The 26,477-nt window shown below is 49.9% G+C and carries 24 protein-coding genes and 1 riboswitch; of the genes, 16 read left to right on the top strand and 8 right to left on the bottom strand.

The window, feature by feature from the left end; all coding sequences use genetic code 11:
* Window positions 1–6: 6 nt before the first annotated feature.
* Both QWU00_RS12245 and QWU00_RS12240 read right to left on the bottom strand, forming a co-directional pair.
* Window positions 7–738, bottom strand: a complete 732-nt coding sequence (locus tag QWU00_RS12245; protein WP_197056308.1) for an urea amidolyase associated protein UAAP1 — start codon at window positions 736–738, stop codon at window positions 7–9.
* 205 nt (window positions 739–943) lie between these two features.
* Window positions 944–1,044: riboswitch (guanidine-I (ykkC/yxkD leader) on the bottom strand.
* Between the two features lie 267 nt (window positions 1,045–1,311).
* On the bottom strand, window positions 1,312–1,698 hold the full coding sequence (locus QWU00_RS12240; protein ID WP_150395615.1) for a non-heme iron oxygenase ferredoxin subunit: 387 nt from the start codon (window positions 1,696–1,698) through the stop codon (window positions 1,312–1,314).
* Window positions 1,699–2,101: 403 nt separating this feature from the next.
* On the opposite strand from QWU00_RS12240, the gene QWU00_RS12235 reads away from it, so the two are divergent.
* From QWU00_RS12235 to QWU00_RS12225, 3 genes are all read left to right on the top strand, one after another.
* Entirely contained in the window at window positions 2,102–4,588 is a 2,487-nt protein-coding gene (locus tag QWU00_RS12235) for a TonB-dependent receptor (protein WP_035378578.1), read from the top strand.
* A gap of 146 nt (window positions 4,589–4,734) precedes the next feature.
* Window positions 4,735–5,433 carry an SDR family NAD(P)-dependent oxidoreductase gene (locus tag QWU00_RS12230; RefSeq protein WP_035378580.1) on the top strand — a complete coding sequence of 233 codons (699 nt, stop codon included), beginning with the start codon at window positions 4,735–4,737 and terminating at the stop codon, window positions 5,431–5,433.
* Window positions 5,434–5,589: 156 nt separating this feature from the next.
* The gene (locus QWU00_RS12225; RefSeq protein WP_035378583.1) at window positions 5,590–5,994 is read left to right on the top strand and encodes a molybdopterin cofactor-binding domain-containing protein; all 405 of its coding nucleotides are present in this window, start codon (window positions 5,590–5,592) and stop codon (window positions 5,992–5,994) included.
* Here the strand turns inward: QWU00_RS12225 and QWU00_RS12220 are convergent.
* Window positions 5,948–7,098, bottom strand: a protein-coding gene (locus QWU00_RS12220) for an IS3 family transposase (protein WP_150395601.1) whose coding sequence is annotated in 2 segments (ribosomal slippage) — window positions 5,948–6,840 and window positions 6,840–7,098 — 1,152 coding nt in all. Because the reading frame shifts where the segments join, the coding sequence is not laid out codon by codon here. The two genes, QWU00_RS12225 and QWU00_RS12220, sit on opposite strands and share 47 nt — an antisense overlap.
* A gap of 65 nt (window positions 7,099–7,163) precedes the next feature.
* On the opposite strand from QWU00_RS12220, the gene QWU00_RS12215 reads away from it, so the two are divergent.
* The gene (locus tag QWU00_RS12215; protein ID WP_231551541.1) at window positions 7,164–9,038 is read left to right on the top strand and encodes a xanthine dehydrogenase family protein molybdopterin-binding subunit; all 1,875 of its coding nucleotides are present in this window, start codon (window positions 7,164–7,166) and stop codon (window positions 9,036–9,038) included.
* 209 nt (window positions 9,039–9,247) lie between these two features.
* Here the strand turns inward: QWU00_RS12215 and QWU00_RS12210 are convergent, their stop codons facing one another.
* The 3 genes from QWU00_RS12210 to QWU00_RS12200 all read right to left on the bottom strand — a co-directional run bounded on the left by QWU00_RS12210 (window position 9,248) and on the right by QWU00_RS12200 (window position 11,908).
* Window positions 9,248–10,084 carry a Vgb family protein gene (locus tag QWU00_RS12210; protein ID WP_197056301.1) on the bottom strand — a complete coding sequence of 279 codons (837 nt, stop codon included), beginning with the start codon at window positions 10,082–10,084 and terminating at the stop codon, window positions 9,248–9,250.
* Between the two features lie 146 nt (window positions 10,085–10,230).
* Window positions 10,231–10,839 (bottom strand): hypothetical protein, encoded by a 609-nt coding sequence (locus tag QWU00_RS12205; protein ID WP_035377447.1) that lies wholly within the window; start codon window positions 10,837–10,839, stop codon window positions 10,231–10,233.
* 73 nt (window positions 10,840–10,912) lie between these two features.
* The gene (locus tag QWU00_RS12200) at window positions 10,913–11,908 is read right to left on the bottom strand and encodes a sterol desaturase family protein (protein WP_035377451.1); all 996 of its coding nucleotides are present in this window, start codon (window positions 11,906–11,908) and stop codon (window positions 10,913–10,915) included.
* A 488-nt stretch (window positions 11,909–12,396) separates the two neighbouring features.
* Here QWU00_RS12200 and QWU00_RS12195 point away from each other — a divergent pair, with 488 nt between their 5' ends.
* The 3 genes from QWU00_RS12195 to QWU00_RS12185 all read left to right on the top strand — a co-directional run bounded on the left by QWU00_RS12195 (window position 12,397) and on the right by QWU00_RS12185 (window position 15,822).
* The gene (locus QWU00_RS12195; protein ID WP_052051129.1) at window positions 12,397–13,608 is read left to right on the top strand and encodes an NAD(P)/FAD-dependent oxidoreductase; all 1,212 of its coding nucleotides are present in this window, start codon (window positions 12,397–12,399) and stop codon (window positions 13,606–13,608) included.
* A 106-nt stretch (window positions 13,609–13,714) separates the two neighbouring features.
* Window positions 13,715–14,469, top strand: a protein-coding gene (locus QWU00_RS12190; protein WP_304651025.1) for an IS5 family transposase whose coding sequence is annotated in 2 segments (ribosomal slippage) — window positions 13,715–14,054 and window positions 14,054–14,469 — 756 coding nt in all. Because the reading frame shifts where the segments join, the coding sequence is not laid out codon by codon here.
* 153 nt (window positions 14,470–14,622) lie between these two features.
* The gene (locus QWU00_RS12185) at window positions 14,623–15,822 is read left to right on the top strand and encodes an MFS transporter (protein WP_035381603.1); all 1,200 of its coding nucleotides are present in this window, start codon (window positions 14,623–14,625) and stop codon (window positions 15,820–15,822) included.
* 5 nt (window positions 15,823–15,827) lie between these two features.
* Here the strand turns inward: QWU00_RS12185 and QWU00_RS12180 are convergent, their stop codons facing one another.
* Complete coding sequence (locus tag QWU00_RS12180; protein WP_035381601.1) at window positions 15,828–16,724, bottom strand: LysR family transcriptional regulator; 897 nt, start codon at window positions 16,722–16,724, stop codon at window positions 15,828–15,830.
* 135 nt (window positions 16,725–16,859) lie between these two features.
* On the opposite strand from QWU00_RS12180, the gene QWU00_RS12175 reads away from it, so the two are divergent.
* From QWU00_RS12175 to QWU00_RS12140, 8 genes are read left to right on the top strand one after another with little or no spacing between them, the layout of a single operon-like run.
* Window positions 16,860–17,816 (top strand): N-carbamoyl-D-amino-acid hydrolase, encoded by a 957-nt coding sequence (locus QWU00_RS12175; RefSeq protein ID WP_035381599.1) that lies wholly within the window; start codon window positions 16,860–16,862, stop codon window positions 17,814–17,816.
* Complete coding sequence (locus tag QWU00_RS12170; protein WP_035381597.1) at window positions 17,813–18,616, top strand: ABC transporter substrate-binding protein; 804 nt, start codon at window positions 17,813–17,815, stop codon at window positions 18,614–18,616. The genes QWU00_RS12175 and QWU00_RS12170 overlap by 4 nt, the downstream gene beginning before the upstream one ends.
* On the top strand, window positions 18,613–19,464 hold the full coding sequence (locus tag QWU00_RS12165; protein WP_035381595.1) for an amino acid ABC transporter permease: 852 nt from the start codon (window positions 18,613–18,615) through the stop codon (window positions 19,462–19,464). The genes QWU00_RS12170 and QWU00_RS12165 overlap by 4 nt, the downstream gene beginning before the upstream one ends.
* Window positions 19,464–20,270, top strand: coding sequence for an amino acid ABC transporter ATP-binding protein (locus QWU00_RS12160; protein WP_052051483.1), 807 nt, complete (start codon window positions 19,464–19,466; stop codon window positions 20,268–20,270). The genes QWU00_RS12165 and QWU00_RS12160 overlap by 1 nt, the downstream gene beginning before the upstream one ends.
* Window positions 20,267–21,154 (top strand): polysaccharide deacetylase family protein, encoded by an 888-nt coding sequence (locus QWU00_RS12155; protein ID WP_035381593.1) that lies wholly within the window; start codon window positions 20,267–20,269, stop codon window positions 21,152–21,154. The genes QWU00_RS12160 and QWU00_RS12155 overlap by 4 nt, the downstream gene beginning before the upstream one ends.
* Entirely contained in the window at window positions 21,151–22,608 is a 1,458-nt protein-coding gene (locus QWU00_RS12150; RefSeq protein WP_052051482.1) for an amidohydrolase family protein, read from the top strand. Before QWU00_RS12155 ends, QWU00_RS12150 begins: the two co-directional genes overlap by 4 nt.
* 29 nt (window positions 22,609–22,637) lie before the next feature.
* A complete protein-coding gene (locus tag QWU00_RS12145) occupies window positions 22,638–23,438 on the top strand; it encodes an ABC transporter substrate-binding protein (RefSeq protein WP_166443747.1) in 801 nt (266 codons plus the stop codon).
* A complete protein-coding gene (locus QWU00_RS12140) occupies window positions 23,428–24,081 on the top strand; it encodes an aspartate/glutamate racemase family protein (RefSeq protein ID WP_035381591.1) in 654 nt (217 codons plus the stop codon). The genes QWU00_RS12145 and QWU00_RS12140 overlap by 11 nt, the downstream gene beginning before the upstream one ends.
* Here QWU00_RS12140 and QWU00_RS12135 read toward each other — a convergent pair.
* The gene (locus QWU00_RS12135) at window positions 24,070–25,386 is read right to left on the bottom strand and encodes a dihydroorotase (RefSeq protein ID WP_035381590.1); all 1,317 of its coding nucleotides are present in this window, start codon (window positions 25,384–25,386) and stop codon (window positions 24,070–24,072) included. The genes QWU00_RS12140 and QWU00_RS12135 overlap by 12 nt on opposite strands.
* A 207-nt stretch (window positions 25,387–25,593) precedes the next feature.
* Here QWU00_RS12135 and QWU00_RS12130 point away from each other — a divergent pair, with 207 nt between their 5' ends.
* A complete protein-coding gene (locus tag QWU00_RS12130) occupies window positions 25,594–26,475 on the top strand; it encodes a D-amino-acid transaminase (RefSeq protein ID WP_035381589.1) in 882 nt (293 codons plus the stop codon).
* Window positions 26,476–26,477: the final 2 nt, after the last annotated feature.

Here is a 26,477-nt window from a genome sequence, read left to right as displayed (position 1 = left end):
TTTTCCTTACACGCAATAAAGAGCTGTATTGAAAAAAGCACGCCCATTTTCTGGCCGAGAGGTGTGACAACCAAAAGAAATACCGTCTTCTGCAACATCATGTACTGAAAAAGAGATAGGTTTTGGGTTGTACTGCGGTGAAGGGTCCATGGGGTGCTGCAACGCAGTCAGAATAATCAGCACATCCATCGGGGCGTATAAGTCGATATAATCACCCGCAGAAGAGTTGCCCTCTACAAAGGAAAACTGACCCGTTTCATCAACTATGACTTTACTGAAAAAATTAACAACCATCAGGAGGTCTTGAATATTAAGGTTCCATTTTCCCATCTCCACAAGAAGGTTATCATGTCCATTGCGGTGGAATTTATTGCGCAGTTCCTGATAGCGGCCAGGGCCATATTTTTCTTCTACTTCCTGCGCGTTCAGTACGCCGCCAAAAGAGTCGTGCCAGCCACAGCTATCTTCTGATATAGCGAGTAAAACGCGTCCCATATCAGAATACAGACAGTGCCCGGCAGTCAGTTTTGCAGTATGCTGCCCCTTTAGGGTATCTGGTAGATTAAAACGCTCACTTTTCTGATCTGCATTGAGAAAAGTGGCACTTACATTTGCACCGCCTTCTATATCTTTAATGCGCAAAACACGCCCACGCTTAAGGATAAAAGACGTATGCCCCCCACCAGGGACAAGCTCTTCGTAAAGACACGGACGTAACGTCGACATATCGTTTTTCATTATAGACTCTCAGCTCCTGGAGGGCGGGAAGCGCAACAGCGTGAACAAGCACGTGCAGCAGCAGGAACAGAACACTCAGGCCTACAAGATGGTGTAAGCGAGAGTCCTATCTCATTGATAAACAAGGGAAAAGGAGAGAAATGCATTTTAAAGACCTCCGGTTAACACGACGACAAACAGAGCAGCGCGACACAAAAAGTGTGCTGTCTCCCGGGCTTTTGTCCCGCCGTGTAACCCCAACCAGAGGTCGTTCGCTCTCGGACCAGGCACCTGCATAAACAGGTCGGAACCCTAGCGAACCATTGCATATTGTTACAGTCTAACTAAGACTGCATAACGCTTTTATAGCAGAGTCTCTGACATTGAATCAATACCGTAATGGATTTTTTGGAAGAAACATTTATTTTACCAGAGTGAAGCCTGCCCGCACGCCACAAGGAACACGGTTAACATATTGTATTGTAACTGTTTTTTATCTGAAATTAAGGTGGTGCTTTCAACTAAGGCCAAAAGCACCCATTTTTCTTTTTTGACGTAAAGATGGCAGCTTAAATCCGCATAAGATGGGGAAGATTAATCCTCCAACAAACCGAAAATATCATCACCCTCAACAACGGTAGAATATGTTTTGAGCGGAACAGTACACGGCGGAGACACAGCCTTGCCCGTACACACATCAAAACCACCACCGTGCAATGGGCAGTAAATGGTGGTTCCTTCCAGATCACCCTCCGTAAGAGCTACTTTACCATGAGTGCAAAGGGCGTCTGTCGCATAAACCTTGCCCTTAACCTTATAAACCACCAGCGAAGCATCTATTCCCGCAACGGCCACCTGGCGCATAGCGCTCTCTTTAAGCTCGCTGTTACGGCACAAAAAAACTTTTTCGACCATTGCTTTCTCCAGCATATATTTTTGTAAATCTGTAGACCGTTTCGATCTGAGAATAGAAGCTGACATAGGTTGCCTGGTTTTACAATCACCATGCCCTCCCCATGCCACAAAAAATATTTTACCAAACCAGATTATGCCTACAGCACGCTTGGTACGTGCCGTTATTGCGCCTCACATAACCCGAAAGATATATTGTTTTATCATTATTTTTCATAATTATCTAAATAGGAAAATCGCTATTTTGCATCTGACATCCTTACCACATCTCAATGGTAACGATCATTTAATGCACTTCATGTTTGAAAACCGATGCTTTTTTGATGACAAACACCTTTAATTACGTCAAACAACATATATCGGTAACGGAATAATTGATCTACGCTCCCATATGAATTTGTTTAGCAACTCTCTTCTTGATTGCTCAAACTGGCGACTAAGACACTCACCAAAGTGAAAACAGGAGTAATGTATGCAGGATTGTCCGGCTAAAAGAAGGGCATATCTGTTCTGCGCCACCATGTTGATCAGTGGCGCTCCCTTTGCTCTCGCTGCCTCTGCCCATGCAGCCTCGTCTGACCAGAAGAATGGCCCAGTGGCAGAAAAGAAGGCACATTCTGGCGCACCAGCAAAGCAGCAACCTGCAACAACGAAAGCCGCCGCGGTTAAGCCTGTTCAGCAGAAAGTACGTGCTGCCCAAGAAGAGCAGATTATGGTTACCGCAACGCGGCGTTCAACCAAGCTGGAAGACTCGCCCATCAATATTTCTGTCGTTGATCAGAAGCTGATGAAGAATGAGCGGATCACTGACATTCGTCAGTTGAGCTCTTTTGTGCCGGGTTTGACCATTACCGATAACGGCCCGGGCAATACCGGTAACATTATTATGCGCGGCCTCTCTTCTGGCTCAACGTCAACAACCGGGAACTTCACCAACAACTCGGTTGGTGTCTATCTGGGTGAAGTGCCGCTTTATACAGACTTCAAGATGGTCGATATCGATCGCCTTGAAGTGCTACAGGGGCCACAGGGTACCCTATACGGTTTAGGCACCTTGGCTGGCGCTATTCGTTATATGCCCCACCGCCCGGTTCTGAACCACTGGTCTGCAGATGTAACCGGCAAGACCTTTGGGGAATCGCACAGTGGCTCCCCCGGTGGTGAAACAACGGGCACGTTTAATATTCCACTCATCAAAGACCATCTGGCGTTCAGAACGGTTGTTGGGTACTATAACGACCCCGGCTTTATGGACTACAACTACCTGCTGAAGACACCGGGAGTTTCTAACCCGCAGCCGGGTGCTAACTCTTTGGGTACAGCTGAACAGCGCGCCCAGAATTTTTACCGCCGTAAAGATCTGAACTACGACCACACCTTTACAACCCGTAACCAGCTCTTGGTGCAGGTTAACCCTAACATCAAGGGTTACCTGACCTACATGCACCAGGAAACCCGTACAGGCGGCCAGCAGGCCAATGCTGCTGGCGTGCTCGGGACTGGCCATTATGATGCACCGTGGCGCTATCAGGAGCCAGTAAACCGCAAATCAGACCTTTATAGTGGGGAATTCTATTTCAACATTTTCAACTTTGCTCAGTTGGTCAACACAACGGCTTATACACACCAGACCATAGACTCAGTTGAAGATAATACGGATCTTCTGCTTGATCTTGATTATGGGTACCAAGCCTTCCCAAACTTCTCTTCCTATGCCGAGAATCACAGAAAATACACACAGTTCAACGAAGAGCTGCGCCTTGTTTCTACCCATAAGGGGCCGATAAGCTGGGTTATTGGTGGTTTTTACAACAACCAGAAAACAGATACCAACCGCCACGAATATGTCCCTGGGTATACATCTTGGGCGGGTATCGATCGGCCTGATGAACTTGAGTATGCCTCACGCGTGCACACCAAAACGCAGGAGCGCGCAGTGTATGGCGAGCTTACCTACCATATCTTGAAAAATCTTCAGATTACAGGTGGCTTCCGGTACTTTGATTATGATTCTTCGGTAGATGGTGGCACTGCATTGCCGCTCTTCCAAACCTACCCGAATGTAAACTATAGCTCACAACAGGGTTCTACCGGTGCCAATGGCACCATGTGGAAAGCGAACATTTCCTACCGTATTAACCCGAATATCATGACCTACTTTACTTACAGTACTGGTTATCGTGTGGGTGGGGTAAACAAAGTGGCCCCCTGTTCCATGCCATTGGACACAAGCGTCCAGCATGCTTGCGCCCTACCCAATGAAGTCAGTTATAAACCAGATAAAACACGCAATGCCGAACTTGGTATCCGTGGGAATTTTTTCCACCGCCGGTTAATATTTACATTGGCTGGCTACAATATTGACTGGACGAACATACAGGTTCCCGGCCAGACCCAATATGGGAATGTTGGAATTACGAAAAACGGCGCGGCTGCTGTCTCAAGAGGCTTCGATGCGTCTGTAAATGTGAAAGTTCTGCCAAACTTTACGATTTCAGCAACCTATTCTTATGTTGATGCACACTTGACAAAATACTCTCCCGGATTAGTCACCAACGTACTAGGCTCCTATGCAGGAAAACCAGGGGACCGTTTACCCGGCTCGACCAAGAATTCGGGGAGTATCATTGCAAACTATACCTTCCCCCTAGATGAGGACCGAAATATCCAGTTTAATTGGGCGACCACTTATCAAGGCAGCATCTTCTCTCGTGTGGGGCTAGAAGGCTATGGCTACCGCATGCCCAGTTATGTAACGCACCGAGCGTCTATTACATACAACACACGGAAATGGAGTGTTGATCTTTTTGTCAATAACCTGACTGATCAGTATGCTGTAACTGCAGTCAGTAATGATATGAGCTCCATTCGTTCCCGTGATGGCATTGCTGAACGTTATTATGCCTATAGCGTTTTAACACCACGCACTTTTGGGCTGGAAGCAAGCGCACATTTCTAAAAATTAGTGCCTGACTGATGCCACAAAGAAAGACCCCTCTATGTGAAACATATTTTCCATACGGGGGTCTTTCTATTATTTTGGTGTGCACCTTGTTTCGATGCTCATATCAACTCAAAAAATTACCATAAGCAGGAAAATTTCTGATGGGAACAACACAAAAAGTCATTATGGTTTCAGGCGCAGCAAGAGGCATGGGGGCTGCGATTGCCAAAAAATTTTACGATGAAGGCTGGTGTGTTAGCCTTGGTATCCGCAGATCCCAAATACCAGCATGGGCAACAGACAAAGAGCGCGTTTTGATTGGCCACTACGATGCCTTAGACACAACAACAGAAGCCAGTTGGGTTGAAAGCACAATAAGCCATTTTGGGCATATTAATGCAGTTGTCGCAAATGCTGGCATTGGCATTTGGAAAAACATTATAGACATCTCTGAACGTGAGATGGACGATCTGCTAGACGTACATATTAAAAGCCCCCGCCGCCTCGTAAAAGCTGCATGGGAACAACTTGTTGCCTGTGGCAGCGGCCGAGTTGTTATGATTGGCTCCCTGTCGAGCAAACGCGTTTATGATTCAGATTCTGGCCCTTATGCCGTGTCCAAATTTGCAACGCTTGCTTTGGCGCACTCCATTCGTCACACTGGGTTTGAATATGGCATTAGAGCCACGGTGATCTGCCCTGGCTTTGTAAAAACCGACATGGTTGAAGGCATGATGCCGGAACTGAACATGACACCACCAGAAGAAATTGCCCGCGTTGCGCATTTCCTTGTCACGTCGCCCAATGAGGTTAGTATTTCGGAAATTCCCGTAAATTGCAGGGCAGAGGAAAGCTACTAAGCTCGACTTTAAAATAAACTTGAAAAGCAAGGATGAGTTCACAAGAACTTTGCCTTGGCCAGTCTAATAACCCTGATACACTCTTTGTGTGGAACTATTTTTACTCGCATTACTTTCTCTCCTCTCCCTTGAGACTATTAGGTGACAAGCGCACAAATGCCTTCTCTTTTTGTTAGCAAAACTGACAACGCTTTGAACCCTATTTTACGGCGCCACTTCTTGGGAGGGGGCATAGCGCTTGCTTTTGCAGGGCTACCTGCTGCACGTAGTAAAGTGGCCTTCGCGCAAACAAGCCTGAATGTTCGCCCCCCATCAGATATTACGCTTGGGGGTGTTGTTCGTATTGGGAGTGATAATAAAATGTCTCTCATTGTTCCAAACATTGAAATGGGACAGGGTATTTACACAACCGAAGCCATTATTATTGCAGAAGAACTGGAAGTAGACCCTAAAGACATTACTGTCCTGCCTGCATTCCCGCAGGACGTTGACGTGCCCCCCTTTTTGTATCCACTCAAAAGGAGAGTTCCCGTTTTTTATGGCTTGGGGTTGGTGGGATGACAAGTGTCTCGGGGGCATGCCCCCGAGACACTTGTCTGGCGACCTGATCCGGTGTCCTGCCATCCAATTGGGAATGGGGACGCACCGTGTTGTAGTCTTCCCGCCAGTCAGCCAGAACCTGTCGGGCATGGCTGAGGGAGGTGAACAGCGTTTCGTTGAGGCATTCATCCCTCAGCCGGCCGTTGAAACTTTCGACAAAGCCGTTCTGCTGCGGTTTCCCGGGGGCGATATAGTGCCATTCAACCTTCATCTCATCTGCCCATTTCAGGATGGCATGCGATGTGAACTCCGTACCGTTGTCGCTGACAATCATGAGGGGTTTGCCATATCGTTCTACCAGAGCCGTCAGTTCCCGCGCCACCCGTCCACCTGATAATGACGTGTCGGCAACCAATGCCAGGTTCTTGCGACTGAAATCGTCGATAACAGCTAGAATGCGGAACCGGCGGCCACAGATCAGGGCATCCGAGACAAAATCCAGGCTCCAGCGCTGCCCGGGTTCCTGAGGGATGGTCATGGGAGAACGCGTCCCCAGCGCCCTCTTGCGGCCACCCCGATGGCGGACTTTCAGCCCTTCCTCCTTGTAAAGGCGGAACAGCTTCTTGTGATTGGGGCTAAACCCTTCCCGCGCCAGAAGATAACCCAGGCGGCGATAGCCAAAGCGGCGTCTCTGGCTCGCCAGATCCCGCAGGCGCTGGCGCAGGGCGGCATCATCTGCCCGGGTGGAAATATACCGCGCAACACGCCTGGCAAGACCAACAAGGGCACAGGCGCGACGCTCACTCAGTGCCAGAGCCTTTTGAAGGTGTAGGACCGCCTGCCGCTTTGCGACAGGCGTCACCACTTTTTTCCAACAATTTCCTTCAACGCCGCATTATCCAGCATCGCATCCGCCAGGAGACGCTTCAGACGACTGTTTTCATCTTCCAATGCCTTCAGCCGTTTGGCCTCAGATACCTCAAGGCCACCATAGCGGGTCTTCCATTTGTAAAACGTCGCATCACTGATCCCGTGTTTGCGGCAAAGATCAGAGACCTTGAGCCCAGCCTCCTGTTCTTTCAGCACCCCTATGATCTGCTCTTCCGTAAAACGACTGCGTTTCATTCGTCCGTATCCTTCTCGATCGGACTCTACTTTAAAATGGTGACATTTCCGGGGGGCACGTCAACGTGAGTGATGTTGCTCCAAAGTTTCTAAAATCCCTTTCAACGGGCGGTTCGCGTTCTGTCCGTAATGCGTGGGTACCTTTACGGCAAGCTGGTGCAGCGGTTCGGCTTATGCTTCTTACTGCTGCTGCTGCACGCTGGAATATACCGCAGCATTTGTTAGCAGCCGAAAATGGTTACATAAAAGACCATACAGGCCAGCATTGTGCGCAGTATGGTGACTTTGCAGTTGATGCCGCCCGGCAGAACATACCCCAAAATGTGCCGCTAAAAGCCCCCAGCGACTGGAAATTGATAGGCAAGTCTTTCCCGCGGGTTGATATTCCTGCCAAAACGAACGGTACTGCTGTTTTTGGTATTGATGTGCGTGTGCCAGAAATGGCGATTGGCGCTGTTATGGGAGCACCTGTTATTGGCGCTACTCTCGACACCCTTGATGACACACTGTGCAGGACTATCCCTGGTGTTCTGAATGTTCTAAAAACCAGTACAGCCGTTGCTGTTATAGCAAAAAATTACTGGACCGCCAGAAAAGGCTTAGCTGCTCTCAAAATTAAATGGGTAGAAGGAAAAAATTCTTCTCTTAGCTCTGAAGACATCAGACGAAAAATCCGCGATGCCTCCCTTTCGGTGCCAGAAATTATTGCGCGTGATGATAAACCCAAGAATACTTCTGCAGAGTCTGGCAAAAAACTGGAAGCGGCTTATGAGCTCCCATTTCTCTCTCATGCGCCTATGGAACCCGCCAATGTAACATTACATGTGCGTGCAGAGCATTGCGATGTCTGGATGGGTACACAGGTTCCGACCCGTGCACGGGCTGCAGTTGCAAAGATAACAGGTTTGCCGCCAAAAAAAGTTGCAATTCATAACCACATGATAGGCGGTAGTTTTGGGCGTAGGCTGGCTACAGACTTTTTAGAACAGGCAACACACTTTGCCTGTCAGGTCTCTCACCCTGTAAAATTTATCTGGAGCCGGGAAGAAGATATCCGTCAGGATCTTTTTCGGCCCGCGTACTATGACCGTATCAGTGCAACACTGGGGCAAAATGGGCAGCCGCTTTCTTGGCAGCACCATGTAAGTGGGCCTTCTGTTGTTGACCGCTTTGCCCCAGGCGGGTTGCCCGCAGGCAAGCTCGATACTGATGCTGTAGCCGGTGCAGTAGATACACCTTATGACTTGCCCCAGATGTTTGTAACATGGACGCGCGCTGACACACCTGTGCCAGTTGGCTGGTGGCGGGGTGTTGGCCCAGCGCATAATGTTTACGTAGTGGAAAGTTTTATAGATGAATTAGCCACCGCAACACATACCGACCCGCTCGAATACAGGTTACGCCTTTTGGGCAAAAACCCTCGTTCCGTAGCAGTTCTAAAACGTGTTGCGGAAGAAAGCCAATGGAGCAAACCGCTCCCCACAGGCACCGGCCGTGGCCTGGCCTTGCATAATGCTTTTGGCTCTCATTGCGCTGTGGTCACTGAAGCAGTGGTAACGGAGAAAAAATCTATTACTATAAAAAAAGTGACCGCCGTTGTGGATTGCGGAATAGCCGTTAATACGGATGCACTTATAGCACAAATGGAAGGTGGGCTTCTTTTTGGGTTTAGCGCCGCACTTTATGGAGAAATAACCATAAAAAATGGGCGCATAGAACAAAGTAATTTTCATAACTACCCGCTTATGCGCATTAATGACGCTCCGCCCATTGATGTGCATATCATCAAAAGTACTGACAACCCCGGCGGTATTGGAGAGGTTGGTACGACTGCGGCGTTTCCATCGCTTGGCAATGCACTTTTTAATGCTACGGGCAAAAGATGTAGGCGCTATCCGTTCTCTCCACATTTCTTTAATGGCGATTACGGTTCAATTTAGACCAATTTGTAATAGGATTGTTTCTCGCTTTTGGAAAACTCACTCAATAAGAGGGAGAGCTTTATAGGAGGGTGCTTTTTGTGCTCGCCTCTCTATTGGCTGAGTTAGACAGGCAGGGCTTACCTTGTCACTACTTTTATAAAATACAGATACTACCCGACGCGCACGAAGCATCTGCCACTCTATAAGATAACTTTCTTCAGCTTTTTTTAATTCCCGATATTTTCCGGGTTTTCCCACCATGCCAGAACATGAATATCGTGAGATGTTGTCCAGATACCTTCTGGGGTGTACCGCAACGCACCACTGCCCGTTTGTGCACCAATTCGTGCACGAATGGCCAGAGTTTGGGGATCAATGACGACAAATGTCTGATGGTCTGTGGTACGCAGCCAGACCTTACCACCCCCGGCATCAATATCCCCATACATCAATGAGTTATCGACGTTCACCCGGCCAGAAACCTCTCCTGTTTCTGGGGAGACACGTGCAACGGTTCCGTCATCCTGCTCTTGTACCCAAACTGCCCCTTCCCCCGCAGCAAGAAAGCCAGGAGCACGCCCAAGAGCGGTTTTTTTGACGACGGTGTTAGTTTGCGGATCAATCTTTTGAAGCGTGTTATGGGTAGCGCTTACACCCCATAGGGCACCATAACCGAATGCAAGATAATAGGTTTCAGAATCGACCGGGATAGATGCAATGACTTTGTTTGTAAGGGGGTCAACACGAGCAACTTTTCCGCTGCCATCACTGGCTACCCAGATAGAACCCTCCCCACTGACAACATTCAGCTCACCTTTGGGGTTTGCTATACCTGTTTGAATAACAACGTCTTTTTGTGCAGTCTTGAGGTCTATCCGGTTTAGGGTATTCGCTTTGCAATCAGCAACCCAAAGGGAGCCAAACGCTACTGACATGGCACCACAAGGATGGTCCAGCTTAACTTCAGCCAGTTTCCCCGACACAGACCAGTGCTCTACACGCCCTCTGTTCATAACCCAAACTGAAGCACCATCAACGGCAAGAAAATCAGGTGAACCCGGCACATGCATAACCTGCTGTGTAGGCGCTGTTGCCGCAAATGCATGAGGGAGACAACTGAACGGTGAAAACACCGCCAACATTAAAGCATGTTTTAGTATTTTTTTAATACGCACACCGCAACCTTTTCTAATGTCTTAGAAAATCAATACTAAGACAAATATTTTCTAAAAAGAGACTTTACGGACAAAGCTTCGCTAATCCTGCCGATAACGTATAAGACCGAAAAGATACCGGCAAAAACATAAGCCGCTACGGGAGAGAGTTTTTTCTTGCCCTGCTTCTCGTCATCTTTATCTGTTTTCTTTTCTGGCGCAGGCACCCCCAAAGCTTTGTCTATCGGGCTTTGAATAAGATATCTGGCCTCTTCCTTTTTTTCCTTCTCGGCTAAAGACTGTGACACTTCGGTTGATGACTTTTGGAGGTGTTTAACCACAATTGTGAGTTCGGCCATTGCCAGAAAGAAAAACGGTGCCAGAAAACAAAAAAGGAGTGTTTTACTTCTTAAGTCATATTGCAAAACAGAACCTTCTTTTTTGCTCTCTATGCTCAAAACACCACCATCAAATACAGCCATCTTATCTTGAGAAGGTTGATTTTTTTTAGAAAAAATCAGACTCTCATTTTTCAATTCATGCGTTGTTCCAAATTCCTGAAACAAAGGATCTATTTTACAAAAAACTTCGCTGCTGGTTTGTTGCGCGGGAATTGAAAGACATCCTCTTACATGCCATATCCAATCAATAAGATGCCTGTTCACTTTTGTGTCCCTTTTCTTTAACCATTTTAAGTGGTCAAACCCATTCAATAGTAATGAAACAATGATTTAGGGCTTATTGCCGCGCTTTTGTTCCAAACCATTGCTTGGTCATTTTTTTGACTTTCCTCTTATAGTAACGCCAACCATTCGTGAACGGGTACGTCATTTGTTCACTGATTGTAAGACGACGCCCGCCTTCTGTTCCAAGCAGTTCAGCCTCACCGTCAACACAAGTACCGAACATTCTATCTATGAAGATATAAACGCTCGCATAGTTGCTACATGTTGCTTCATAATCCTGTGCATGATGCAAACTATGATGCTCCGTAGTATTAAACAAATATCTCCACCAACGCGGCGTGTTAAACCTTACGTTAATATGCTGATATTCGCCAATTGCCATAGACATGGCTCCAGCCAACAAAACAGCTCGTGGCAAAAAATCAAAAAAGCCACCTAAACCAAGTCCGATAAGAAACAACTCTGTTGGATTGCCCACTGCACCTTTATTAATATTCAATTGGGTAACATAATGATGAACCGAGTGCGGTAACCACAGCGGGTACCATGTATGCATACCGCGATGCATCCAGTACTGCCCAAAATCAAAAATAAATGAAATAATAAACGCCTGAACCAAAAGAGGAAGAACAAGAAACCACATAACTTTATCAAAATGAAAATAGCTCTGGATGAAATCAATCACCGCATCACTACCAATATAACTATTTACAATCCGTAAAAAAGTATAACCGACGCCGACATAAAAAAGGTCCGTGACCAGTTCTTTCCAGGTCAAACGCCAACTTTCATAACGTGGATTTACCCACTCAAGCGCCATCAAGAGAACCCGAAAGCCTACGCCTATCCAGATGGCCGTTGTGGCCGTCGCTATTGAATTGGGAGCGTAATACCAAAAAATAATCAAGGCGAAGAGCATAGTCGGCTGAAAATAGGTGAAGACAAATTGCTTAACCTTACCCCCCTCCACTTTTGGTATATTATCCCAGCCAATCGTGACGGGAGCTTGCGAACCGATCACTCTGTTTCCAACGCGAGTTCCGCTCATCTCCACCTCCAAAAATTCATTGGTTTGAATTTACCTCATTCTCCATCAGAGTTTCATACGTCATTCGACGCAGCCCGAAGGGTTTCTGGCTGGCTTTTCCGTTCTTTAAACGCAACAATTCTCTTTTAAGCGCTTTTTATGGTGATATGCACTAGAAATTTTTAGTCTTTATAAAATTCTGGCGTACGAAAGATGAAGAGATATTTATACTTTACAGCACACAATATTGATAATTTTTAATATGAGCGCCGAGTGATGCTGCGTAAGAAGTTCCTGTGCGTCCTGCCCACTGATTAAAATAGTGCATTCCACTCGCCAATCAGGAACAACTCCCAAGTTATTCCTTTCGTATGACAAACATGATTTTTTCTTATTTCAACGTAATTTTTAATATACTCCCTCTCTTGTGAGGGAAAAGTTTATCTGACATAGGGGTAAAGTATTATTTTTTGCTTGTATGCGCATTAACAAGTAAGTGAGAGTTGAGAGTGAAAGAAAAAACGGTTGTCATTGTAGGGGCTGGCATAGCTGGCGTATCTGCCGCCCAAGCCCTGCGGGAAAATGGCTTTAAAGGGCAGATTATCTTGTTAAGCCGTGAAAATACAATGCCTTATGACAGGCCACCGCTCTCTAAAGATGCTCTGCATACAAGCACACCTCCCGCCACTTTCTTGCTCCGTGACGAAGCCTTTTACAAGACAAACCAGATAGACCTGAGGCTCGGTGCTGAAGCGACCGCTATTGATGCTGCAGCCCACCTTGTAACGCTCTCTGACGGGACACAACTGCCTTACAGTACGCTCCTTTTGGCCACAGGCTCACGTCCCCGCACGCTGCCTCTTTTTCCTTACGGTGCGCCCTTTATCCATTATTTGCGCACGTCCCTTGATGCGCAAAGATTAAGACAGGACATGCAAAGCCTACCCAAAGGGGCCAGCATGGTTATTGTGGGTGCAGGCATTATTGGCCTTGAAGTCGCTGCCTCGGCAACGGCACAAGGCTTTCATGTTACTGTTATTGAGGCTGGGGAAAGGCCACTGGCGCGCTCTGGCAGCCCGTTACTGTCCAGCTTTCTTGCGGCAGAACACACTAAACACGGTGTAGATATTCGGTGCCAAACGCATATTATAGATGTAGAAAAAGGCAAGTCTGGCTACTCTCTCACCCTCTCCGACAAGAGCACCCTCGCTGCAGATTTGATTGTTGTTGGCATTGGTGTGTGCCCTGAGCACGAACTTGGCAGCCTTGCTGGGATTGAGGCTGCAACTGGTGGCATTGCTGTCGATGCACACGGCAGAACCAGCATTAAAGACATTTATGCTGCGGGAGAGGTCGCCTTTCATTACAACGTACATTACGGCACGCAACGCCGTGATGAAACATGGCAGCATGCAGCGAGCCATGGCGAGCACGTAGCTAAAGCGATTCTTGGTGTGCCTGACGATTACTCATCACCAGGATCATACTGGACAGACCAGTACACCTTTAACATTCAAGTTGTAGGTAACCCGCTTGGAACCAGCGAAGTTATACGCGGTAACCCGAGCGATGGAGCTTTTGTTATTTTCCACCTTAATGACTCAGTTATCTGCGGGATAACTGCCGTTAATGCCACGCGCGAGTTACGCAAATTACGGCGGTTAGTCAACAATTCCAGCGCATTACCACAAGATATTTTAGCGGACCCAACAACGGACTGAACTGATTACTAGGGCGTGTCGTCAGTTAAACGGGGGGATTATGAAGCTTGTACTCCCGTTTGATCTGTGATGTTTTCTTCCTGTTTCTGGAACGGGGAGAGTGTGAATGCGACGGTATGGTTTGAGCGATGGTCAGTGGGAGCGAATAAAAGATCTTCTCCCGGGTCGCGAAGGTCATGTCGGTGGGACGGCTGAGGATAACCGTCTGTTTATCGAAGCCGTGCTGTATCGTTACCGTGCAGGCATTCCCTGGCGTGATCTGCCTGCCCGGTTCGGGGACTGGAAGAACGTGCACCGGCGGCTGCGTCGCTGGTGCGAAGGCGGCGTGATCGAGCGGATTTTCCGGCATCTGGCTGCTGACCATGACAACGAATACATGATGATCGACAGCACCATTGTCCGTGCTCACCAGCATAGCGCGGGCGCCCGTAAAAAAGGGGGGCGGATCAGGCCACCGGGCGGTCCCGTGGCGGACTGACCACGAAAATCCATGCCATTGTCGATGCCGCGGGAAAGGCTGCGGCTCTTTCCCTGACGCCCGGACAAAGGGCCGACATCACAGAAGCAGAGCCATTGCTCGATGAAGTCGATCCCGAGGTCTTCATCGCCGACAAGGCTTATGATGCCGATCCCCTCATCGAAAAGCTTGAAGAGCGGGGGATCACACCGGTTATTCCGTCAAAGAAAAACCGACGCAATCCACGGAAAATCCTCTTCTCGCTTTATAAAAAACGAAACATCATCGAACTCTTCTTCGCCAGACTTAAACAGTTCAGGGGTATTGCAACACGATATGACAAGCTGAAGTCAACTTTCCTCGCAGCCGTGCAATTCGTCTCCGCCATCATTGGAATTAACTGACGACACACCCTAGACAAATAATAAATTTTAAAAAATCAAATGAAATCGAAAATACCATAATTGCGATTTTAAGAAAAATTTTTCATTCCTATATAGAAATTTGTTTGAATCCCATATAGTTTTTCAGATACAGTATGATTTTCAGGTATCTACATGAACTTACAACATCGCGCTCTTTTTGCAGCAATGTCAGGTTATGCCATAGATGGTTTTGACATCATCATGCTCAGCTTTCTGCTGCCAGAAATTACGCAGACCATGCATCTCACCTCAATTCAGGCTGGCACTCTCATGACCTGGACTCTGATTGGCGGAGCAATAGGCGGAATTCTTTTTGGCACGACAGGTGACTACATTGGCCGTGTCCGCACACTTAACATTGCCATCGTGATGTTTTCACTCTTTACATTTCTCTGTTCATTTTCAGTCAACTTTTCAGATCTTCTTGCCTGGCGCATCTTGGCTGGCATTGGCCTGGGATGTGAATTTGGCCTCGGCATGACGCTGGTTAGTGAATATTACCCTGCGACCATGCGGGGGCGGATTACGTCATGGGTTGGTATGAGCTGGCAATTTGGAGTATTGGCCGCATCCCTGTTCACACCTTTGCTACTCCCGTATGTCGGATGGAGGGGAATGTTTGTCATTGGTGGCATACCTGCTATCATGGCGTGGATTATACGGCACTCACTGCCTGAACCAGAAGCTTTCCAAAAATCACAACGCGTGCAGACCATGCAATTTCCATTGTGGGAATTATTCCGTGGATGGAGCATGTGCAAAAAGAGTCTTTCTATACTCTGCCTCAGTACCATTCAAAATTTTGGTTATTATGGACTGATGATCTGGTTGCCGTCTTATTTGGTTGTGCATTTTCATCTCTCCCTGCATCTTTCCGGCATTTGGACTGCCGTATCGGTTTGCGGCATGATGGCAGGTGTTTTTGTTTTTGGTCGTATATCCGATACATTCGGATTGAAAAAGAGTTTTCTTGTATACCAGGTTTTTGCCGGAATTTCTGTTGGATTTTATGCGCTCATGACAACAGCCAGCGCCCTTCTGTTTGCCGGTTTTATAGCGGGTTTCTTCGTCAATGGCATGATGGGCGGATACGGTGCCCTTATTGCCAGCCTTTACCCCACAGCGATCAGAAGTACTGCGCAGAATGCACTCTGGAGCATAGGACGCGCTATAGGAGGACTGGGGCCCGCACTCTTTGGCTATATGTTAGCACACACATCCTACACGTCTGCTCTTTTTGTCTTGTCTTCAATTTATATCATTGACTTTCTGGTGACATTTTTTCTTGTTCCCACCATTGACTTCAAGAATACGAAGGAAATTATTGCATGACCCTCTCACTGCAAGTCTTTGGGCAACTCACCAATAACTTCCTTCACTCTATCAAGAAAAAATCTTGCCAGCCTCGATAAGGACCTGTTTTCTGACCAGATTGCGTAAGCAGTAATAGGAATTACCGGCACAAACGGGCGCACATCGGTCTTGAAGCGCCCCGAATAGGCCGTCAGAGGATCGACTACAGCTATTCCAGCTCCAGCCTCAGCCAAAGCGCAAGCTGTATTGCCATAGCGCACTTCAGATGAGAAATTGAACTCTTCTCCCTCCTGCTCGAAAACAGCTCTTGTTGCCTCTCCCAAACGCGTTTCACGCTCAAGAGCAATAAAATGGTGGTCCCGCAGATCGCGCGGGGTAATCTCACTTTTGCTACTCAAAGGATGGCCAACTGGCATCACACAGACCATCTTGCACTCATATAGCTTTTCTGACTGCAAGCCCGGTTTTCCGCCGTAGGCAAGAATAAACCCCAATTCGGCGTTATGGCTTTCCACGCCATTCACCACCCCTTCATATCGTCTTACATCGAAATATGTCCGTATTTTTGGCCGAAGAGCCTGTGTTTTCTGGATTGATTTTGTTACAATTCCGTAACCGACAGGAGGTGTTGCCACCAATCTTAACTGACCGGCACGACTTTCACGTAAATCCTTGATACGCCTCTCCAGCTTATCGTGCAGATCAAACAGGGCTTCCGCATCTTCTGCAATGATCGAGGCTTCTGCGGTTGGATATATCCTGTTGTTTACGCGCTGGAAGAGTGCAAAGCCGGTCTGCTCCTCCATGGCCTTCAGTGCATTGCTGATAGCCGGCTGTGACAGCCCAAGCACACGCGCTGCCGCAACGGTGGTATTATGGCGAATGATAGCCCGCAAAATTTCGATCTGCCTGAGGTTCATCTATAACCAACGTGAATAAGGAGGGCGGATATCTGATTGTCATTATAATTGAAGAATTCGGAACAAGATGGCAATGATTTTTCATCATGCCACGTCACACGCTGGCAGCCACCCCAAACGAGGTTACATTATATAATGAGCCGAATTATCCGTATCGCTGCAGCTCAAATGGGGCCAACACAACGTGCTGACAGTCGCGACAATACGCTGGCGCGTATGATTAAGCTTATGGAAAATGCAGCCGCAAAAGGGGCAACATTGGTTGTCTTTCCAGAATTAGCCTTCACAACATTTTTTCCCCGCTGGTTGCTTGATGAGAAAGAGGTTCTCAGTCAGTTTGAAACCGCGATGCCAAACCCACATGTTCAGCCTCTGTTCGACCGCGCCAGAGAACTTGGCGTGGGATTTTACGTCGGTTATGCAGAATTGACGCCGGACAGCCAGCAGTTCAACACCAGCATAATTGTAGCACCTGATGGCAAGCTTTTAGGTAAATACCGCAAAGTGCATCTACCCGGTTCTGTCGAGCCACGAGCCGGCGCACGATATCAGCAACTTGAAAAACGCTATTTTGATTACGGGGATCTGGGATTTCCTGTTTTTCGAAGCGGACCAGAATGGGCAAATACGCTCATGGGCATGTTGATTTGCAATGATCGCCGCTGGCCGGAAGGATGGCGCAGTCTTGCCCTGCAAGGCATGGAGTTGCTGTGCGTCGGCTATAACTCTGCTGCCTATGATCCGAACGGGGGGGATACGGAAAGTGCTGAACTGCGCACATTCCATGCCCAGCTTGTTGTACAGGCCAATGCTTACATGAATGCCTGCTGGGCCGTTGCCGTTGCCAAAGCCGGCAATGAAGATGGATCGGGTCTTATTGGCGGCAGCTGCATTGTTGACCCCAATGGCCTTATTGTAGCCCAGACTCACTCACTGGCTGACGAAGTTATCGTGGCTGATTGTGACATGGATCTGTGTACGCAGGGCAAAAGCAAGATGTTCAACTTTGAGGCGCATCGACGCCCCATGCACTACGAACGCCTTTGCAAACAAACTGGTGTGATCATTCCCGAAAACGAAAAAACCGTATGAAAACAGCAATACGGAACACCTTGGGCAGCCTAGCGCTTCTTATAGCAAGCCTTTCTCCCGCGGCCCACGCTGCGGAGGTGCTTCGTATTGCTGTCAATCCGATCTATCCCCCGCTGGAATTTCGGGACCCTGTTACAGATACCCTGATCGGTTTTGATATTGATTTTGGAACCGCTCTGGCAACCAGAATGGGCATGACGGTGGAGTGGGTGGAAACATCTTTCCCTCAAATGATTCCTTCGGTGCAGAGCGGCCGCACTGACGTCATTCTCAGTGGTTTCTCTGACCTGCCCAAACGACGATCCCTGCTCAACTTCATTCCCTATCTGTGGTCCGGGGCGCAGGTACTGGTCCGGGCTGATGATAGCGTTGCGACGGCACAGGATTTGTGCGGCAAGACAATAGCCGCAAGTCGTGCCACCTCCTTCCCCTTGATGATTCAGGACTGGAGCAAAAAGAACTGCACGGCAAAGCATTTGCCGGCCATGAGTTTTTATCCTTCCGAAAGTGGTGCTGACGCCCGCATTCAGCTTTTGCAGGGCCGTGTGGCCGCAATGGTACAGGGCCGTGAAACAGTCGGATATTTTATGAAAATGACAAACAATGCATTCCGGCAACTGGGAAGCCCTCTGTCCCACATGACATTAGCCATTGCTTTTCCCAAAAATGCACAATCTCTTGAACAAAAAATGCAAAATGCTTTTGCACGGATGAAAGTGGATGGGAGTTACGCCACGCTCCTTGAAAAATGGTCACTCTCAAAAGACGCCATCGAGACCGCAGAAGGAGCCTCTCCATGAAGCTACCTATTTCCACCATTACACGAGATGACGCACCGGAATATCTTTCTCTTCCAGTCGGGCGCCGTATTTTATGGGGCAATCTGGCAATCGGCCTCATCCTGGTGGGAGTGCTGATCTGGATTGTCCACGCCTTTGCCGTTGGGCAGATTGCATGGTCTTACGTTGCGCAATTCCTGTTCGTGCCCTCCATTATCAGGGGAGTTGGCGCCACTTTGCTCATGGCGGTCAGTGCCATGGCGCTCGGTATGGCAGGAGGACTTTTCCTCGCGCTCGGCCGCCTGTCCTCAGCGTGGTTGCCACGGATCGTTTCTGGTCTTTATGTCTGGCTGTTTCGTGGGGTGCCGGTCATCCTGCAACTTCTCATCTGGTTTAACCTAGCGCTTATTTTTCCTCATATCATGGTGCCAGGCATCGGAACATTCCGTACGGTCGATCTCATGACCCCCTTCCTCTCAGCCCTGCTGGGATTGGGGCTGAATCAGGCCGCCTATATTGCGGAGATTTTCCGTTCAGGCTTTCAAAGTGTTGATGCCGGACAGTATGAAGCTGCTTCCGCAATAGGCATGACACGCTTCAAGGCCATGAAGCGCATCATTCTGCCGCAGGCCTTCCGCACGGTCATTCCCCCTCTCGGCAATGAATTCATCAACATGATCAAGCTGACATCTCTTGCCAGCATCATCCAGTATCCGGAAGTTCTGCATAATGCCGAGACCATTTATTACGCGAACACGCGTGTTATCGAACTCCTTATTGTAGCAGGGTTCTGGTATCTGCTGGCTGTTACCATCATGTCCCCGCTCCAGCATCTCCTTGAACGCCATTTTGCCAAAGGAAAACGCTGATGACCGAGCCCGCCATCTGGTTACGTGATCTGCATAAATCATTTGGTAAGACACATATCCTGAAAGGTATTTCGCTTGATATTCCTACAGGACAGGTTGTCTGCGTTCTGGGCGGATCAGGTTCGGGCAAGACAACGCTCCTGCGCTGCATTGCTCAGCTTGAAACAGCGGAGCGCGGCCTCATCGTCATGAACGGCGAAATTCTAGGCCAACAGGAACATCATGGACGCATGGTGCGCCGCAGCGCAGCCGACATTGCACGCCAGAGGCGGCAAACTGGCATGGTCTTCCAGCGCTTCAACCTTTTTCCGCATATGACCGCCTTGCAAAATTTGATGGAGGGTCCTGTACAGGTTCAAAAACGCCCGGCAACCGCAGTAAAGGAAGAAGCACTTGCTCTCCTTGAACAGGTCGGCATGGGGCATCGCGCCAGTCATTACCCGGCTCAGCTTTCGGGCGGGCAGCAACAACGGGTGGCCATTGCCCGCGCCTTGGCTCTCAAGCCCTCAGTCATGCTGTTTGATGAACCAACCAGTGCCCTTGACCCTGAATCTGTAGGCGATGTCCTGGCCGTTATGCAAAATGTGGCAGCCAGTGGCGTCACTATGCTGGTCGTGACACATGAACTGGCTTTTGCCCGCAAGGTTGCTGACCGCATCCTGTTCATGGACAACGGTATTATTCTGGAAGATGCCGCAACCAACACATTTTTTACCACCCCAAAAGAGGAGCGCACCCGCGCCTTTCTGTCAGCTGTGCTGGGCAATACCGCCCGGCAAGAGCCTTCCAAGGAGACCACGCCATGATCCGCTCTTATGATGATGTTCCTGTCCGCCCCTCGAACATGGCGGGCCCTGCGCCGGAATTCCCATGGCCTGATGGGAAACGTGCGGCCATGATGCTGTCTTTTGATATCGATGCAGAAACAGCCATGACCTCCAAAGACCCAGCCCATGCTGAAAAGCTGGTTTATATGTCTTATGGAGGATACGAAGCACGCGTAGGTCTTCCAAAAATTTTGGAATTACTACGTGAACTCAACCTGAAGGCAACCTTCTTTACGACAGGGTGGGTTGCAGATGCCTACCCCGCTATGGTGGAAGCAGTGTTGAAGGATGGGCACGAGATTGGTCATCATGGTTACCACCACCTTCTGCCCGACCCCGGTTCGCCCCACATTGAAAGCGAACTGGCTAAAGGATTTGAAGCTCTCGCGCGTCACGGTGTGCGTCCCGTTGGCTATCGTGCGCCTTATGGCGAAAGCTGCGAGGAACTCCGCACGGCCCTGAAGCGGGAAGGTATGCTCTATTCCAGCAGTTGGCGTGATGATGTACGCCCCTATCGTCAGGTTCTCTCCGATGGCTCTCCCGGCGTTGTGGAACTTCCCCCTACTGCCGGGTATGATGACTGGACACTGGGTCTGAGCACCCGGTTTGGCCCCCGCCCCGTGTTCCCCAAGGAGCATATCCTTTCCATGTGGAAAGATGATCTAGACGAAACACGGGCCTGGGGGGCCATGGTGGGTACGGTCTTACACCCCCTTGTCAGTGGCAGGCCCATGCGGTTACGCCTGTTGCGTACCTTTCTGCTTTATACGCTTGAATGCCGGGACGTCTGGATTGCAACAGGTGAGCAGATTGCACGCCATTTTGAAACATGCGAAGCCGCAGCACGCGGAGGCGCTGCATGAGGAGCGCCCCTTACCGTATCAGCCAGATCAAACAAGCCATTTTATGGGATAAGGCCAAAAACAGTCACTGTTATGTACCCGATGCTGAACTTGTCATCCAGCTCGGCAAAGTGCTCTACGCAGGACCGCGCAAGCACCTTCCCGCAGCCTATGCGGAGCTCCCTGTTGCCGTCGATGCGCGGGACTTTCTGCTTATGCCGGGGATGGTGGATGTTCACTCTCACCCGGCGACAGAACCCATGAGCCGTGGCATGTTTGACGAACTTGGTTCACCCGGCCTGTTCTATTCATCCCTTTATGAATACATGCCGGTTTTTCGGTCGGATGCGGCGAGCAAACCAGACTGCGCCCGTGTTGCTTACAGCGAAATGCTTCTCTCCGGTGTGACCACGGTGGTCGATCTCTCCACCCCATGGAGCGACTGGCTGGACGTTGCCGCGCAAAGCGGCCTGCGTGTCTGTTTGGGTCCTATGTTCCGTTCTGCCGCGTGGAAAACAACAAACGGCTACACGGTTGACTATACATGGGCTGAAGATGGCGGCCGTCGCTCCATGGAGGAAGCATTGGCTATGGTCGATGCCGCCAGCAGCCATACATCCGGCCGGTTATCCGGCATGATCGTGCCCGCCCAGGTTGACACCTGTTCTGCCGAAATTCTGAAGGCATCTTTCAAGGCAGCGGAAATTCGCAATATTCCATGGCAGACACATGCTGCGCAGTCTATTGTGGAATTTCAGGAAATAACCCACCGCCACGGCTTAACGCCTATCCAGTGGCTGGATAGTTTGGGGGTTTTGGCACAACGCAGCATTATTGGTCATGGCATTTTTCTGGATGACCATCCCTCCACACCATGGCACACCAAAAAAGATCTGGACATTCTGGCACAGCATGACACAGCCATTGCGCATTGCCCTACGGTCTTTGCGCGACGTGGATACGTCTTGCGTGATTTTGGGCGTTACAAGCGTGCAGGTTTACGTCTGGGCATTGGAACAGACACTTATCCCCACACCATTCTGGATGATCTGCGCCTTGCCGCCTATCTTGGCCGAATTCAGGAACAGACGCCTGAAGCTGTTTCCACAAAAGATGTCTTTGATGCCGTAACCCATGTGGGGGCCTCGCTTCTGGGCCGCACCGATATTGGCCGTATCGAACAGGGGTCTTGTGCAGATTTTGTGCTGGTCGATATGACCCACCCGATGATGCGCCCTTCCCTTGACCCCATCCGCTCACTCATTTTCTCATGCGATGACCGGGCCATTCACTCAGTCTATGTCGATGGATGTAAGGTTGTAGAAAAAGGGCGTGTCCTGACCATGGATTACGAAAAAGCCACTGCCAACCTTGTTAAGGAACAGGCGCGCATTGCAGGCTCGGTGTCGCAACGCGACCGGTTGGGGCGTTCGGTAGAAGACCTTATTCCTTCAACCTACCCGACCTGTTATTGATGCAGACGGGCGGCAAAAGAAAGTGGGCCATGCTAGGTCTCCTGTTCATGCCGCAGGCAGCGGGGCATGCACAGGAGCGCTCGCTCTCGGTTGGCATGTACCCCAGCTACCCTCCGCTGGATATGCGTAACCCTCAAACCAACCAACTGGAAGGGTTTGACGTTGACCTCAGCCGCGCCCTTCTTGAACGGATAGGGCGTCCGCTGGATATTGTTGAAACATCTTTTGCACAGCTCATTCCGTCTCTTCTTACAGAACGCATCCAATTGTTTTTCAATGGTATGATGGATACGCCAGCGCGCCGGGCCAGCATCGGGTTTGTGGATTACCTGCAATCCGGCCTGCAATTCATCACTCTGGCAAATGACCCGCTCGCCCCCCACAGTCTGCCCGCATTATGTGGCAAGATGGTAGCGACCAGCCGCATCACATCCGAACCGGCCAGCCTGATCGCTTGGAGTAACGCCCATTGTGTTGCGCAACAGAAACCACCCATTGAGCTTTTTGCTTCTGAAAATTCAGCCGATGCCCGCTTGCAACTGCGCGAGGGCCGTGTTGTAGCCGTTTTGCAAGACAGCCTTACTGCCCCATGGACGATTGCCATCAACACCGGCCTGTTTCAGCTCCTTGGTGAGCCGTTTGAATTGACCCCCCTGGGGATCGGGCTACCCAAGACTGATGTGCATCTTCAGTGTCAGATTACGGCAGCCCTAGCAGAACTACAGGCTGACGGCACCTATCATGCCCTGATCAGGAAATGGAACCTGCCCGAAAGCAGCGCCATAGCGCCACTCCCAACCCAGCCCGAATGTACGCCCCATGCACCATGACCGTATACTTGTCATCAACCCCAATTCATCACGCCGCGTGACGCATGGCATCGATACCGTACTTGATGCCATGCGCGTATACAGCCCGTTCCCGATAGAGGTTATTGATATACCCGAGGCGCCTGCCGGCATTGCCCTGCAAAGCGATGCCGATACAACTGCCCCTCTGGTTCAGGCCGCTATTCAGGCACATAAGGCTGCCGCCTACGGCATTGCGTGCTTCAGTGACCCTGGCGTTACTGGCGCCCGAGAGAACGCACCCACGACACCGATACGAGGCATTGGCGAGAGCGCCATTCTACAGGCCATGACGCGTGGGGACCGCTTTGGCATTATCGCGCTCTCACACAAATCCATTCTACGGCAGCGGCGCCTTGTCCGCACGATGGGACTTTGCGAACGCTATGCTGGCAGCTATCCTATCGAGACAACGGCAGAAGGTGCGACAGACAGCATGTTGCTGGAGCGCATGTTGGATGCTGCCACCCACCTCTGCAAAATGGGAGCAGACACCTTCATCATGGGCTGCGCGGGGATGGCGCACTTTCAGCAAAACTTAGAACATCAGACAAACCGCCCGGTTATTGAACCCACCAAGGCGGCTGTCGCACTTCTTATCGGAGATCTCGTTTTATCGAAATGAGATGAGTTGCCCTGCCGGACTGTCCAAAACAGTATCCTCACGCATGGCGATATTCCCACGAATAACCGTCATGACAGGCCAGCCGGTGCAGTGATGCCCGGCAAAAGGCGTCCAGCCACAGGGGGATGTGATCCAGCTTTCCTCAATCGTGCGCTCCTTGTGCAAATCCACAATTGTAAAGCTGGCATCATACCCAGAGGCAATGTGCCCTTTACCAACCGCACCATAAACGCGCGCAGGCCCTGCGGACATCAGTTGTGCCATGCGCTCCAATGACAGGCGGCCCGCGTTAACGTGGTCCAGCATGAGGGGCACCAGCGTCTGCACACCCGTCAAGCCACCTGGTGTCAGGGGCCATGGCCGCTCCTTTGCCTCGCGCGAGTGAGGGGCATGGTCAGACCCGATGCAGTCAACATCTCCTGCGTTAACTGCTGCCCATGAGGCATCATAATGGCGCTTATCGCGTATAGGGGGGTTCATAATGGCATATCCCCCCAACCGGTCATATGCCTCTGGCCCAACCTGCGTCAGATAATTCACCAGAACTTCCACCGTTCCCAGCCCCTTGAAGCCGCGCATATACTCAAGCTCCTCGGCAGTCGAGACATGGAGAATATGCGCTTTACGTCCGGTTTTGCGCGCAAGCGCCATCAGGCGGCGCGTGCCCAGAAAGGCACATTCCACATCGCGCCACTCCATATGCGTGCGATAAGGCTGCCCGACCGTAAAAAGTTTACGGCGCTCCTCTAGCCGCGTCTGGTCCTCTGAATGGTAGCATACTGTGCGCGTCCCATTCCGCATCAGAGCTTCCAGACTGGTATCATCCTCAATCAGATAATCAGGTGGGGCAGACCCGGAAAAAACCTTGATGGCACAGATATTCTCTTCCACCTCAAGCGTATTCAGATGAGGTATGTTGGCCTTCGTACCGCCTACATACATCCCGATATCGCACCACGCCTTTTGCAATACCAGATCACGTTTGCGGGCAATAGCTTCTCCAGACACCACAGGGTCACGTGTGTTGGGCATGTCGAACAGCGCTGTCACACCGCCCAATATGGCGCCTTTCGTGCCATCATAAATTGTTTCGACAGTCGGATCTCCGGGTTCACGCAAGTGCACATGTGGATCGATAATTCCCGGCAGAACATGCAACCCGCGGCAGTCTACAATATTCTCAGCCGTGGCAGTTCTGAGGTCCCCCAAGGCGACGATACGACCATGCCGACAGCCGATATCTGTAACCTCTGTCTTTTCGGCAAGAACCGTACCGCCTTTCAAAATGATATCGAAATGTTGCATATGCACGCCCTGTTCTGCTTTGGGAGAAGTGTATCCATTCTTCAATTTATACAGTCTAGCAATATTCTGCACCTCATGTCGTATTGGAATACGCTCAAGAGTATCATTGTGATGAATAGGCTAATTCAATATACGATATGCTAAAAATCCTTTGGCTTCGTATGATTGACGCACGACAGGGCCAGAACTGACATTGAGGAGACCAGAGTGGACAATACAGCAGCAGACACGCGCATTGGCTATATACGAGGGGAATTTGTTCCCCTCACAAAGGCCAGTATTCCGGTTATGGATCGCGGCTTCCTGTTTGGTGATGGCGTTTATGAAGTCACGGCCGTTATTGAAGGCCGACTGGTAGATGATGCAGCCCATCTGGCACGCCTTGAGCGATCCTTGAAAGAAATTGGAATCGTAAACCCGCATACAGCCAGTCAATGGACCCGATTGGAAGAGGAAATTGTACGTCGTAACAAGCTAACGAATGGCCTTATCTACCTCCAAGTGACACGCGGCGTTGCTGAACGGGCTTTCAAATACAAAGACGGGCTTGTGCCGACGGTGGTCGTGTTCCCGCAATTCTCACCTGTGCAGTATAACCCCCTGACCAAGACAGGTGCGCGCATCATAACCGTGCCCGACCTGAGATGGGCACGATGCGATATCAAATCGACATCCCTGCTGGCACAAGTTTTGGCAAAACATGCAGCCTCTCAAGCCGAAGTTTCCGAGGCGTGGATGATGCGTGACGACGTTATTACCGAAGGGGCTTCATCCACTGCCTATATCGTCACCCAGCACGGTGATCTGGTGACGCGCGCACTCTCGCACGAAACTCTACCCGGCATTACGCGCCAGACTCTCCTTCGCATTGCACAGGACCTCAAACTCCGTATCGTTGAGCGGCCGTTTACCCGGCAGGAAGTATTAGATGCCCGCGAGGTATTTTACACCAGCGCCTCGACCATCGCCATTCCCGTGGTTGAAATGGATGGTGTGCCTGTAGGGGGCACAAAACCCGGTCCTGTTTTTGAAGCTCTTTACGCTACCTATATGCAAGAAGTCATGCAGCTTACACCCGTTGCATCATAAAA

The sequence above is a fragment of the Acetobacter tropicalis genome (genome assembly GCF_030644465.1).
GTDB classification, from domain to species: domain Bacteria; phylum Pseudomonadota; class Alphaproteobacteria; order Acetobacterales; family Acetobacteraceae; genus Acetobacter; species Acetobacter tropicalis.
This window is presented reverse-complemented; position numbering and strand designations above follow the sequence as displayed.

Coding starts and splice junctions, on each gene's coding strand:
- QWU00_RS12175 (WP_035381599.1), top strand. CDS start 16,860: ATGAGCCGAATTATCCGTATCGCTGCAGCTCAAATGGGGCCAACACAA.
- QWU00_RS12160 (WP_052051483.1), top strand. CDS start 19,464: ATGACCGAGCCCGCCATCTGGTTACGTGATCTGCATAAATCATTTGGT.
- QWU00_RS12165 (WP_035381595.1), top strand. CDS start 18,613: ATGAAGCTACCTATTTCCACCATTACACGAGATGACGCACCGGAATAT.
- QWU00_RS12180 (WP_035381601.1), bottom strand. CDS start 16,724: ATGAACCTCAGGCAGATCGAAATTTTGCGGGCTATCATTCGCCATAAT.
- QWU00_RS12155 (WP_035381593.1), top strand. CDS start 20,267: ATGATCCGCTCTTATGATGATGTTCCTGTCCGCCCCTCGAACATGGCG.
- QWU00_RS12230 (WP_035378580.1), top strand. CDS start 4,735: ATGGGAACAACACAAAAAGTCATTATGGTTTCAGGCGCAGCAAGAGGC.
- QWU00_RS12150 (WP_052051482.1), top strand. CDS start 21,151: ATGAGGAGCGCCCCTTACCGTATCAGCCAGATCAAACAAGCCATTTTA.
- QWU00_RS12170 (WP_035381597.1), top strand. CDS start 17,813: ATGAAAACAGCAATACGGAACACCTTGGGCAGCCTAGCGCTTCTTATA.
- QWU00_RS12235 (WP_035378578.1), top strand. CDS start 2,102: ATGCAGGATTGTCCGGCTAAAAGAAGGGCATATCTGTTCTGCGCCACC.
- QWU00_RS12140 (WP_035381591.1), top strand. CDS start 23,428: ATGCACCATGACCGTATACTTGTCATCAACCCCAATTCATCACGCCGC.
- QWU00_RS12135 (WP_035381590.1), bottom strand. CDS start 25,386: ATGCAACATTTCGATATCATTTTGAAAGGCGGTACGGTTCTTGCCGAA.
- QWU00_RS12240 (WP_150395615.1), bottom strand. CDS start 1,698: ATGTCAGCTTCTATTCTCAGATCGAAACGGTCTACAGATTTACAAAAA.
- QWU00_RS12145 (WP_166443747.1), top strand. CDS start 22,638: ATGCTAGGTCTCCTGTTCATGCCGCAGGCAGCGGGGCATGCACAGGAG.
- QWU00_RS12245 (WP_197056308.1), bottom strand. CDS start 738: ATGAAAAACGATATGTCGACGTTACGTCCGTGTCTTTACGAAGAGCTT.
- QWU00_RS12225 (WP_035378583.1), top strand. CDS start 5,590: ATGCCTTCTCTTTTTGTTAGCAAAACTGACAACGCTTTGAACCCTATT.
- QWU00_RS12185 (WP_035381603.1), top strand. CDS start 14,623: ATGAACTTACAACATCGCGCTCTTTTTGCAGCAATGTCAGGTTATGCC.
- QWU00_RS12200 (WP_035377451.1), bottom strand. CDS start 11,908: ATGAGCGGAACTCGCGTTGGAAACAGAGTGATCGGTTCGCAAGCTCCC.